We start from the raw sequence: 11,639 nt of genomic DNA on the forward strand, positions 1-11,639 counted from the left end.
AAATTAGCTGTTTTATACGGTAATAGTAATATTTAGGTTTACACAACCTTAAAAACTATTATTTATGAAAAAGCTACTTTACCTATTATTACTTGTGCCAATAACATTTTTTGGCGCAGATAATAAAACACCTTCTACAATTAAAGAAGTAACGGTTTACCTAAACGGAGCGCAAATTACACGCACAAGCAACTTTATGCTTAAAGAAGGCACAACCGAGTTAAAATTTACTGGTTTATCTTCTAAAATTGATGAAAACAGTATACAAATATCCGGGTTACAGTCTGTTTCTATTTTAGCAATGGATTATGGCATCAACTATTTGGATAAGTTTATGGTAACACCAGAAGCTACAGAATTACAAAATGAAGCTAAATTACTTTCTGAAAAAATTCAACTATTAAAAAATAGAATATCTGGTTTACAAGAAGAAGAATTATTAATTACTAAAAACAGACAAGTAAGCGCTAGTACAGAGAGTTTAGACTTAGAAACATTAAAGCAAATAAGCACTTACTACAGAAAACGAATTACTGAAATTAGAGATGAGATATTCACTATAAATAAAGAAATTACAACAATAAGTACAACAATTAGAGACCTAAATTTACAAGTAAAAGAGCTTACCACTGGGCCTGCTATAGCACAAGGAGAATTAGTTGTTAAATTTGACGCTCCTGTAGACATTAACTTAAACTTAATTTTGTCTTATGTTGTTTCTGATGCTGGTTGGGTACCAACATACGATATTAAATCTAAAAATACAGCCAGTAATCTTCAACTTAAGTACAAAGCTAATGTCTACCAAAACACAGGAAATGAATGGAAGAATGTAAAAATTAATTTATCAACCGGAAACCCTATAAAACAAACAACTAAGCCTGTTATAGATACTAAGTACTTAAATTTCACAAATGGTTACAACTATCAAGCTAAAGCTGTTAAAAAAAATAAATATTATTACAATCCTTCAGTAAAAAAAGTAACAGGTGTGGTTACAGATGCATCCGGACAACCACTACCTGGCTGTAATGTACTAATAAAAGGTACTAGTATAGGTACGCAAACAGATTTTGATGGTAACTACACCATAGCAACCCATACTGGTCAAGAATTACAGTTTTCTTACATAGGAATGGAAACTAGTGAAGTACCTATTTATGCATCTATAATAAATACTACTTTACAAGAGAACAATGAGACCTTAGACGAAGTTATAGTTACAGGTTACTCTAGTTCTTTACAAGGTAAAGTAGCGGGCGTAAAAGTTAGAGGAACATCTACCTTAACTACAAATAAACCTGAATTGCCTTTGTATATTATAGATGGCGTACCAATAAAGGATTTTGTAGAAGGTGATATAGATGCCAACGATATACAATCTTTAGAAAAATTAAATGGAACTTCTGCAACCGCTATCTACGGTTCTAGAGCTAATAATGGTGTTATTGTAATTACAACTAAAAAGAGTACTACAGAGGATGATGTTACCAACACAACTTTTGCTATTAAAAAACCATATTCTATTAAATCTGACGGAGATATAATTGCTATAGAAATTAACACCTATAATTTAGATGCTACATACGAGTATTTAGCAATACCTGTACTAAATGAAAATGTATTTTTAACTGCATCCTTTAAAAACTGGGAGCAATACAACTTATTGCCTGGTGAAGCTAACATTTACTTTAAAGGAGGTTTTGCAGGTAAAACAGTAATAGACCCATACAAAACAACAAAGGAAATGGTTGTTTCTTTAGATGTAGATGCTGGTATTACAGTTACAAGAAAACAAGACCGTAACTTTAAAAGTAAATCTTTATTAGGTAATAATCGTGTATTAAACAGAGCATACGATTTAGAAATTAAGAATAATAAAAATACAGCGGTTACTATAAAATTAATAGATAGAATACCGTTATCTGAAAACAAAGAAATTAAAGTAAGTGAAATAGAAACATACAATGCAAACTATAATGATGCTAAAGGTTTACTTACTTGGAAAATAGATTTAAATAGTAAAGAAACCCAAAAAGAACGTTTCTCTTATGAAGTTAAATACCCTAAAAACAAACATATCTCTTTATAATTCACAAACTTATTCAATATACAATTATGGTCGTACTAATTATCCTATTTATAGCTATCTTCTTATTTTTTATTTTTAATTGGGCTTTAAAAAAATCAATAGAATTGCTTTAAAATATAAAAAAATTACTGCAATAGGACTATCTATCGTTTTTGCTCCACTAGTATACTTCATTAGCATATTTAGTTACATAGCAATAATTTCTTACTACCCTGAACATTAGTTTAATCAACAAAAATGGAACAACAATCCTGAGCAACGTTATGAATTATCTGCTGATATTATTGAGAGTAATATGCTAATTGGTAAAACTAGAGCAGAAGTTGTACAATTATTAGGTGAAGATTTTTATGAATATAACCCAGAACATATTGCTTATATATTGGGTTTAAAACCTGGTATTTTTAGTATTGATACAGACGCATTAGATATTATTTTTAAAGACAATGTCGTTATAAAAGTAAAACAGCATCAAACTTAGTTGTTTGATGCTGTTTTTATACATTAAAAGTATTTTTGCTACTTTACTTCGTCATAATTATCATCCCAATTTTTAGCTTTAGGGTTTTTATGTAGTTTACCAACAGACTTAGCAACAATCATAGATACAGTAGCATCACCAGTAACATTTACAACTGTTCTACACATATCTAATGGTCTGTCTACAGCAAATATTAGTGCAAGAGCTACCGGATATAAATCTGCAGGAAACCCTATTGCCTCTAAAACTATAACCAACATAACCATACCTGCACCAGGTACTGCAGCAGAACCTATAGATGCTAATAAAGCTGTTACTACTATAGACAATTGGTTTCCAAATGTTAAACCTTCTGGCCAAAGTACTTGCATTATAAATACAGCTGCTACAGCTTGGTATAAACTTGTTCCATCCATATTAATAGTTGCCCCAACAGGTAAAACAAAGCTAGACACTTCTTTGTCTACACCAATGTGCTCCTCTACCCTCTCCATAGTTACTGGTAAAGTAGCTGCACTAGAACTAGTAGAAAAAGCTAATAATTGAGCTGGACTCATTTGTTTTAAAAACCAAATAGGATTCTTTTTTGTGTATAAATATACTAGTGAACAATAAAAGGTTATCATTAATAACAAACCTAAAATTACAACACCAGAATAAGAAAGTAGTTTTTGTAAAATTTCTGGATCATCTGCTGTAACAACTACCTGGCTTAATAACGCAAAAACAGCAAAAGGAGCTGCAAGCATTATTAAATCTACCATTTTTAAGATAACATCATTTAAAGAGTCAAAAAAGTCTTTTAATGGCTTAGATCTTTTTTCTCCTACTAATAACATAGATATGCCCATAAAAATAGTAAAGAATATAACTTGCAACATTAGTTTGTTATTACTCATTGCAGCTATAGCATTACTTGGTACCATATCTACCAAAAACTGCAGCGGACCACGCTCTTTTTGGTTTGTAGCTTCTGATATTTTACCTTGTATACTACTATCATTTGCATAAGTATTAGATAGTTTGGTAATTGTATCTTCAGATATACCCTCTCCTGGTTCTATTACATTTACCAAAACAAGGCCTATAGTAATAGCTATTACAGTGGTGAACATATAAATACCAATAGTTCTAAACCCAATATTTCTAAATTTAGAAATATCTTTTAAATCAGATATTCCTTTTATTAATGAAGCTAAAATAAGCGGTACGGCAATTAATTTTAAGAGGTTTACAAAAATTTGTCCAAACGGCCCTATCCAGTCCATTATAAAATCCTTTCCCCATGTGAGTTGTGCCATTCCAAAACCAAAGAGGATTCCAAAAAACATCCCAATCATAATCTGCCAGTGCAGCTCCAATTTCTTCATACTTATTTTTTATAAATTTTTGTGAGTAATATACCATTTTGGAGTGTTACGCTCCAAATAAAATTGAATCAATAATTATAATAGTTAATTATTAAAAATAATTCAATCTTAAACCGTAATCAAAATTACTTGGTACTGTTGTTAATTAGAGTATAATCTGCCAAAACTAATGCTGCCATAGCTTCTACAATAGGCACTGCTCTAGGTACTACACAAGGGTCATGACGACCTTTACCTTGGGTTTTAACTATATCTCCTTTATTATCTATAGTTTCATAAGGTTGTATAATTGTTGCTACTGGCTTAAATGCAACATTAAAATAAATATCCATACCATTGCTAATACCACCTTGTATACCTCCACTAAAATTAGTTTTTGTGGTACCATCTGTATTAAATTGGTCGTTATGTGCGCTGCCTTTCATAGTTACACCGTTAAAGCCGCTACCATATTCAAAACCCTTTACAGCATTTATGCTTAACATAGCTTTACCTAATTCTGCATGTAATTTATCAAAAGCAGGCTCTCCTAAGCCAATAGGTACATTTTGTATTACGCACGTAATTACTCCTCCAATGGTATCACCTTCTTTTTTTATCTCTTTTATGTAAGATTCCATTTTAGCTGCCATTTCTTGATCTGGACAACGAACTGGGTTTAATTCTGTATCTGCTAAATTTAACTCTGTGTAGTTTTTATTTAATTTTAATTCTCCTACTTGAGATACAAAAGCATTTATTTTTATGTTAGATAAAAACTGTTTTGCTATAGCACCTGCAACAACTCTACTTGCTGTTTCACGAGCAGAACTACGTCCGCCGCCACGGTAATCTCTAAAACCATATTTTTTATCGTATACATAATCTGCATGAGATGGCCTGTAAGAGTCTTTTATATGCGAATAGTCATGAGACTTTTGGTTGGTATTACGAATAGCAAATCCTATTGGAGTTCCTGTTGTTTTACCTTCAAAAATACCTGAAAAAAATTCTACGGTATCTGGCTCTTTACGTTGGGTTACTATTTTAGACTGCCCAGGTTTTCTTCTATTTAGTTCTGTTTGTATTGCGTCTAGGTCTAATTCTATTCCAGACGGACAACCATCTATTACTCCGCCTATTGCTACTCCGTGAGATTCTCCAAAGGTTGCTACCTTAAAAAGGTTACCAAAAGTGTTTCCTGCCATCTAAATTATTGTATTGGTATGTATAAGTCCCAAAGGTAATTTATAAGCATCAGAATATAAAATTTAGATATGTCTTAATATGTACTTAACACAATCATCACAAAATTTTCATTAGTTGTTTATATTTAGTTCATATAGAAATAGTTAGTTTGTATAAACTAGTAAAGATGAAGAAAAGAAAAATTGATGTTGCTGTAATTTCTGATGTTCACTTAGGCACATACGGTTGCCATGCAGATGAAATACTAATTTATTTAAATAGTATTGACCCCAAAATTTTAATTTTAAATGGTGATATTGTAGATGTTTGGCAATTTAGCAAACGTTACTTTCCATCTTCACATATGAAGGTTTTAAAAAAAATTATTGGTATGGCCTCTAAAGGCGTACAGGTATATTACATAACTGGTAACCATGATGAAATGTTACGTAAGTTTAGTGGCACCATTATGGGTAATGTACAAATTGTAGATAAGCTAGTTTTAGATTTAGACGGAAAAAAAGCTTGGTTTTTTCATGGTGATGTTTTTGATGCATCTATAACCAATGCTAAATGGTTAGCTAAATTAGGTGGCAAAGGGTATGACTTGTTAATACTTATAAATAGAGCTCTAAATTGGGGGTTAACCAAAATGGGGAAAGAAAAATACTCTTTATCTAAACGTATAAAAAACAGTGTAAAAGGTGCTGTAAAGTACATTAGTAATTTTGAAGAAACTGCTATTAATTTAGCTATAGAAAAAGGGTATGATTATGTTGCTTGCGGACATATACACCAACCCAAAAAAGAACTTAAAGAAAATAAACACGGTAGATGTGTATATTTAAACTCTGGTGATTGGGTAGAAAATTTAACGGCTTTAGAATATTCCTTTAAACGTTGGAAACTTTACCAATACAACCATGATAAACTATCCCCTTTTTTTGCTGATGAAGAAATAAAAAATATGGATATGCAACAACTTATCAATTCTATTACCAGCACTAACACCAGTACAAAAAAAGACAAGACTGAAGGTAATGCCACAGAATAATAAATTGAAGCACTTATAACTTATACAAGTGCTTCTTTTATAATTGTTATAGGGTGCAAAGCCTTACGCTTTGTGCCATCATATATTTGATGTCTACAACTTGTTCCGTTTGCAGAAATAATAACATCTTTATCACTATTATTAACTGCAGGAAATAATTTTAAATTACCAACAGCCATACTTGTGCTATAATGTTCTTTTTCGTAACCAAAAGAACCAGCCATACCACAACAACCAGAGCTAATTATAGATACTTTGTAGTTTTCTATAATGTTTAACACATCAAAAGTAACTTTTTGGTTGCTTAATGATTTTTGATGACAATGGCTATGTATTTTTACTGTTTTGGCCTCTTTAGTAAACTGATTTTTGGAAATTTTCCCTTTTTCTATTTCTGATGCCAAAAACTCTTCAATAATAAATGAATTTTTAGCTAAAGTATTTACCAAGTCTTTATCGCTTACCAATTTTTTATACTCATCTCTAAAGGTTAAAATTGCAGATGGCTCTAAACCAACAATAACCAAACCTTTATCTGTATATTCTTTTAAACGTACTACGTTTTTTAAAGCTAGTTCTTTAGCTTCTTTTAAAAATCCTTTAGAAATAAATGTTCTTCCGCTTTCTGCATAAAACAACTCTACATTATACCCCAGTTTTGTAAGTACTTGTATGGCATCTATACCTAAATTAACATCTAAATATTTAGTAAACTCATCTATATACAAAACAACACTACCTAGGCTTTTTTTAACAGATGTGTCTATTTGACCTAAATACTTATCAAAATTAAATTTATAAACATTAGGTAAACTACGCTCTGGAGCTACACCGCTAATATTTTTAATTATACCTCCAAAAAGTGAAGAATTAAACATAAAATTGGTGACTTTTGGTATTTTACTACCCAAGGCGTTGTATTTAGTATTATAGGCAAACAATTTATTTCTAAAAGAATAACCGTTTGCTTCTTGGTATTGGTAGCTAAACTCTGCCTTTAAAGTTGCTACATCTACATTACTAGGGCACTCACTAGAACAAGCTTTACAACTTAAACAAAGATCAAAAACCTCTTTAAGTTCTTTTTGATTAAACTTATTGGCTTGGTCTGTGTTGGTAAGCATTTCTCTTAAAGTATTTGCCCTACCTCTGGTTGTATCTTTTTCGTTACGTGTAACGTGGTAGCTAGGACACATTGCTCCAGATGCTTTTTCTGTTTTTCTGCAATCGCCACTACCGTTACATTTTTCTGCAGCTTTAAGTATGCCTTCGCTCTCAGAAAAATCTAACAATGTTTCTATCTCTGGTTCTTTACGGTCTACTTTATACCTAAACGACTCATCCATTGGGTAAGAGTCTACTATTTTACCTGGGTTAAAAATTCCTTTAGGATCAAAGTAAGATTTTATTCTGCGTAGCAACTGGTAATTTTTTTCACCAATCATTAGTGGTATAAACTCGGCACGCACAATACCATCTCCGTGCTCACCACTAAAAGAACCGTTATATTTTTTTGTTAAATTAGCTACATCTGTAGTAATTGCTCTAAACAGCTTAACATCTTCTCCCTTTTTTAAATTTAAAATAGGACGTAAATGTAATTCTCCTGCTCCTGCATGCGCATAATATACAGCGCTTTGGTTATGACCTTTCATTATTGTAGAAAACTCACCAATAAATTCTTTTAAATCTTCTATGGCTACAGCGGTGTCTTCTATACAAGCAACAGCTTTTTTATCCCCCACCATATTACCTAAAAGTCCTAAACCAGCTTTACGCAATTCTACAGCTTTTTTAATATCATCACCAAATAATATTGGGTTAGCATAACTTAATCCAGATTTTTTAATTGTCTTTAATAAACTATCTATTAAATAATTTAAATCTGCCTTAGTCTCTGCCTTTAACTCTAGCATTAATAATGCTGCCGGGTCACCTTCTACAAAAAACCTATTTGCTAGCTGTGCTCTATTGTTTTTAGTACAGTCTAAAATAACTTTATCCATCATTTCACACAAATGCAATTGGTGCTCCATAACTGGTACAACATCTGCTAAACAATCTTCTAGAGAGGTGTAATGCGTAACAACCATTGCCGCATATTTTGGCGGAATTGGATCTAGACTTAATGTAATTTCTGTTGTAAAAGCCAAAGTACCTTCACTACCACTTAATAGCTTACACATATTAAAACTACCCTCATTACCAAAAACGCTATTATGCAATAGTTCATCTACTGCATAGCCTGTATTTCTTCGGTGAATAGATGGTTTTGGAAACTGTGTAATAATTTCTTGCTGTGTCTCTTTTATACTTAATTCATCAAAAATTGAATTATAAATTTTTCCCTCTAAGGTGTCTAGCTGTCTTTTTTCATGAAACTCTTCTGTAGTTAAGTTTCCAAAATTTGCTTCGGAGCCATCTGCTAAAATTGCTTTTAGCGATACTGTTTTTTCTCTAGTAATACCGTATTGTATAGACGTAGTTCCTGATGAGTTATTACCAACCATACCACCAATCATACATCTATTAGATGTAGAGGTATTAGGACCAAAAAACAAACCATAAGGCTCTAAAAAAAGATTTAATTCATCTCTTATAACTCCAGGTTGTACAGTAACTTGCCTTTTATCTTTATCTACACTAATTATTTTAGTAAAGTGTTTAGACACATCTACCACAATACCGTCACCAACACATTGCCCTGCTAAAGATGTACCAGCTGTTCTTGGTATTAAACCTATATTATTTTCTGATGCAAAACGTATAAGTGTTTTTATGTCTTCTGTTGTTTCTGGTAAAGCAACAGCTAACGGAATTTTTCTATATACAGATGCATCAGTAGCATATAAAGTAGTAGAAAGTTTATCTACAAATAAATCTCCTTCTAAATTCTGTTCTAGTGAGTTAAGTAGTTCGGTATTCAATTTGGTATAATTTTTGGGAACTAAAATAAGTTTTTATTCACTTAAAAGTAATTTAAACATCATATTTTTACATCAAAATTATATAGTATTATGAAAATCTTAAAAGTAATTCCGTTTTTTGTTTTTTTGATAACAGCCACTCTAAGTGCTCAAGATATTGCAGAGCATACAGCAGGTTTAAGACTAGGAGATAGCAAAGGATTTGGAGCAGAATTGTCATACCAAAAAAGTTTAACAAGATATACACGTTTAGAAGCCAATTTAGGTTGGAGAGATAGCAAAAACTTTGATGCCTTTAAAGTTTCTGGTATACACCAATGGGTATTTGCTATAGACAATGGCTTTAACTGGTACTATGGTGCAGGTGCAGGTTTTGGTAGTGTAGATTTTGAGCCTATTGCAGATCCAAGCAATCCTTCAAACGTTCAAAAACCAGATGGTGGTTTGTTTATTTTTGCTGCTGGTGATGTAGGTATAGAGTATAATTTTGACTTTCCATTACTAGTCTCTTTAGATATTAGACCAGAAATTGGCTTAACAGGCTACGAGCATTTTAGTGATAATTTTGACTTTGATATTGCACTTGGTCTACGATACAAGTTTTAATAGTTAAAATAAAGATAAACAAGCCCTTACCATGCAAAATGTTAAGGGCTTTTTTTATCACTTTTAGTTTACCTACATTTGTAACACATAAAAATAAAAACTTATAATGAAAAAATTACTAGTTACGCTTACTATTGCTGTATTAGCAGTGTCTTGTGGAGAAAAAACAGATTCAGTTGTACTTAACGGAAACCTTAGAGGAGATGTTGCAGATGGTACACAAGTGTTTTTAAAAACAGCAGGAGAAAACAATTCTGTTAAAGAAATAGATACTGTTACTGTAAAAGATGGCAAGTTTGTATTTAATACGCCTATACCTACTACATTAGATCCTTACTATGTATTTATTGACAAAGTAAGAGGTAATATGATGTTTTTTCCTGAACAAGGAACTATTGAAATGAGTGCTCATAAAGATAGCTTAAGAAACGTTATTATATCTGGTACACCACAAAACGATATGTTTACAGATTTTATTGAAGGGTCTAAAAAAATAGGAGAAAAAGTACAATCTATACAAAAAGATTATCAAAAAGCTGCTATGGCTCAGGATACAGCTACTGTAAAAGCTTTACAAGATGAAATAAAGGAAATACAAGAAGAAGGAAAAGAGTTTGAAGTTAACTTTGTTAAAGAAAACCCTAATGCTGTAATATCTGGAATGGTAATTAACAGATTGTTTCAAAACAGAATTTTAACAGAAGATGAAATTAGCGAACTTGTTAATAATTTATCTGAAGAGGTTAAAAATACAGCTGCAGTTACGGCTATCTTAGAAATGATAAATAAAAACAAAGCAACTTCTATTGGCGCAAAAGCACCAGAATTTACAGCTCCCAACTTAAACGGAGAACCTTTAGCATTAAAAGATGCTTTAGGCAAAGTAACAATAGTAGATTTTTGGGCGGCTTGGTGTGTACCTTGTAGAAAAGAGAATCCTAATGTTGTAAATGTATATAACAAATACCATGATAAAGGATTAAATATTGTTGGTGTTTCTTTAGATAAAAATGCAACTGAATGGAAAAAAGCTATTGAAGAAGATGGCTTACCTTGGAGTCACGTATACAATGAAAAAGACGTACAAGAAATTGCTAAATTATACAATGTTACATCTATACCTTCTACTTTTATTTTAGATGAAAAAGGTGTTATTATTGCTAAAAACCTAAGAGGAGACGACTTAGAAAAGAAAATAGCAGAATTACTACAATAGTATTAATACTATAAAAAAAGGCCGAAACTAGTTTTAGTTTCGGCCTTTTTAATTTTTTATACTATTACAAGGTTATATTTTTCCCATTTTATCTAAAACAAATAAAACTATTATAGGTATAGCCATTAATACAACTACTAATGTATCTGTAAAAATTAAATTAGGCATAAAAAATAAGGTTGTTACATAACCTCCTATAGCTCCACCAAAATGCGCTGTATGCCCAATATTACCAATTCTCTTTTTCATCCCATAAATAGAGTACAATAAATACCCTATACCAAAAACATATGCTGGCATTGGTATTGGTATAAACATAATACCCAAACGCATATTAGGCTCTAATAAAATTGCTGCATATAAAATACCTGTTACAGCACCACTTGCCCCTACTGCACTATAATAAGGCTCATTTTTATGAAAAAACAAAGCCAACAAACTGCCTGCTAATAAACTTATTACATACATAAGCACAAAGTATAAAGGTCCCATATATGCTATAACTACATTAGCAAAAAAATAAAGCGTAAACATGTTAAAAAATATGTGCGATATATCTACGTGCAAAAAGCCAGAAGTAAACATTCTTTCTTTTTGTCCTGCTTTTATACCTCCAATACTAAACTTGTAGCGTTCAAAAAAAGAAGTGTCTTTTAACCCTTTTAAGGTAAAAATTATATTTAAAGCTATTATGACTATTGTAACTGGGTGTAATTTCATGTTTTA

Annotated in this window: 9 protein-coding genes; 5 read left to right on the forward strand and 4 right to left on the reverse strand. The window is 31.4% G+C overall.

What is annotated here, in order from left to right; genetic code table 11:
• Window positions 1–64: 64 nt before the first annotated feature.
• Complete coding sequence (locus tag KLA_RS03200; RefSeq protein WP_034643753.1) at window positions 65–2,092, forward strand: DUF4139 domain-containing protein; 2,028 nt, start codon at window positions 65–67, stop codon at window positions 2,090–2,092.
• 295 nt (window positions 2,093–2,387) lie between these two features.
• Window positions 2,388–2,573 carry a hypothetical protein gene (locus KLA_RS17480; RefSeq protein WP_013622385.1) on the forward strand — a complete coding sequence of 62 codons (186 nt, stop codon included), beginning with the start codon at window positions 2,388–2,390 and terminating at the stop codon, window positions 2,571–2,573.
• 38 nt (window positions 2,574–2,611) lie between these two features.
• Here KLA_RS17480 and KLA_RS03210 read toward each other — a convergent pair whose 3' ends face one another.
• Together KLA_RS03210 and aroC are read right to left on the reverse strand one after the other, a co-directional pair.
• Window positions 2,612–3,943 (reverse strand): dicarboxylate/amino acid:cation symporter, encoded by a 1,332-nt coding sequence (locus KLA_RS03210; protein WP_034643757.1) that lies wholly within the window; start codon window positions 3,941–3,943, stop codon window positions 2,612–2,614.
• A 125-nt stretch (window positions 3,944–4,068) separates the two neighbouring features.
• Window positions 4,069–5,130, reverse strand: coding sequence for a chorismate synthase (aroC, locus tag KLA_RS03215; protein WP_034643759.1), 1,062 nt, complete (start codon window positions 5,128–5,130; stop codon window positions 4,069–4,071).
• Between the two features lie 167 nt (window positions 5,131–5,297).
• On the opposite strand from aroC, the gene KLA_RS03220 reads away from it, so the two are divergent.
• Window positions 5,298–6,164 carry a UDP-2,3-diacylglucosamine diphosphatase gene (locus KLA_RS03220; protein ID WP_013622382.1) on the forward strand — a complete coding sequence of 289 codons (867 nt, stop codon included), beginning with the start codon at window positions 5,298–5,300 and terminating at the stop codon, window positions 6,162–6,164.
• Between the two features lie 20 nt (window positions 6,165–6,184).
• Here the strand turns inward: KLA_RS03220 and KLA_RS03225 are convergent, their stop codons facing one another.
• A complete protein-coding gene (locus KLA_RS03225) occupies window positions 6,185–9,091 on the reverse strand; it encodes an FAD-binding and (Fe-S)-binding domain-containing protein (RefSeq protein WP_034643761.1) in 2,907 nt (968 codons plus the stop codon).
• Window positions 9,092–9,181: 90 nt separating this feature from the next.
• Between KLA_RS03225 and KLA_RS03230 the strand changes: the two genes are divergently transcribed.
• On the forward strand, window positions 9,182–9,697 hold the full coding sequence (locus KLA_RS03230; RefSeq protein WP_034643763.1) for a hypothetical protein: 516 nt from the start codon (window positions 9,182–9,184) through the stop codon (window positions 9,695–9,697).
• A 106-nt stretch (window positions 9,698–9,803) separates the two neighbouring features.
• Window positions 9,804–10,913 carry a TlpA disulfide reductase family protein gene (locus KLA_RS03235; RefSeq protein ID WP_034643766.1) on the forward strand — a complete coding sequence of 370 codons (1,110 nt, stop codon included), beginning with the start codon at window positions 9,804–9,806 and terminating at the stop codon, window positions 10,911–10,913.
• A gap of 72 nt (window positions 10,914–10,985) precedes the next feature.
• Here the strand turns inward: KLA_RS03235 and KLA_RS03240 are convergent, their stop codons facing one another.
• The gene (locus KLA_RS03240; RefSeq protein ID WP_034643769.1) at window positions 10,986–11,633 is read right to left on the reverse strand and encodes a rhomboid family intramembrane serine protease; all 648 of its coding nucleotides are present in this window, start codon (window positions 11,631–11,633) and stop codon (window positions 10,986–10,988) included.
• Window positions 11,634–11,639: the final 6 nt, after the last annotated feature.

The organism is Cellulophaga geojensis KL-A (genome assembly GCF_000568425.1).
GTDB lineage: Bacteria > Bacteroidota > Bacteroidia > Flavobacteriales > Flavobacteriaceae > Cellulophaga > Cellulophaga lytica.

What these genes read in the sequence shown, in the direction of transcription:
- KLA_RS03200 (WP_034643753.1), top strand. Translation starts at nt 65, where the DNA reads ATGAAAAAGCTACTTTACCTATTATTACTTGTGCCAATAACATTTTTT.
- KLA_RS17480 (WP_013622385.1), top strand. Translation starts at nt 2,388, where the DNA reads ATGCTAATTGGTAAAACTAGAGCAGAAGTTGTACAATTATTAGGTGAA.
- KLA_RS03210 (WP_034643757.1), bottom strand. Translation starts at nt 3,943, where the DNA reads ATGAAGAAATTGGAGCTGCACTGGCAGATTATGATTGGGATGTTTTTT.
- aroC (WP_034643759.1), bottom strand. Translation starts at nt 5,130, where the DNA reads ATGGCAGGAAACACTTTTGGTAACCTTTTTAAGGTAGCAACCTTTGGA.
- KLA_RS03220 (WP_013622382.1), top strand. Translation starts at nt 5,298, where the DNA reads ATGAAGAAAAGAAAAATTGATGTTGCTGTAATTTCTGATGTTCACTTA.
- KLA_RS03230 (WP_034643763.1), top strand. Translation starts at nt 9,182, where the DNA reads ATGAAAATCTTAAAAGTAATTCCGTTTTTTGTTTTTTTGATAACAGCC.
- KLA_RS03235 (WP_034643766.1), top strand. Translation starts at nt 9,804, where the DNA reads ATGAAAAAATTACTAGTTACGCTTACTATTGCTGTATTAGCAGTGTCT.
- KLA_RS03240 (WP_034643769.1), bottom strand. Translation starts at nt 11,633, where the DNA reads ATGAAATTACACCCAGTTACAATAGTCATAATAGCTTTAAATATAATT.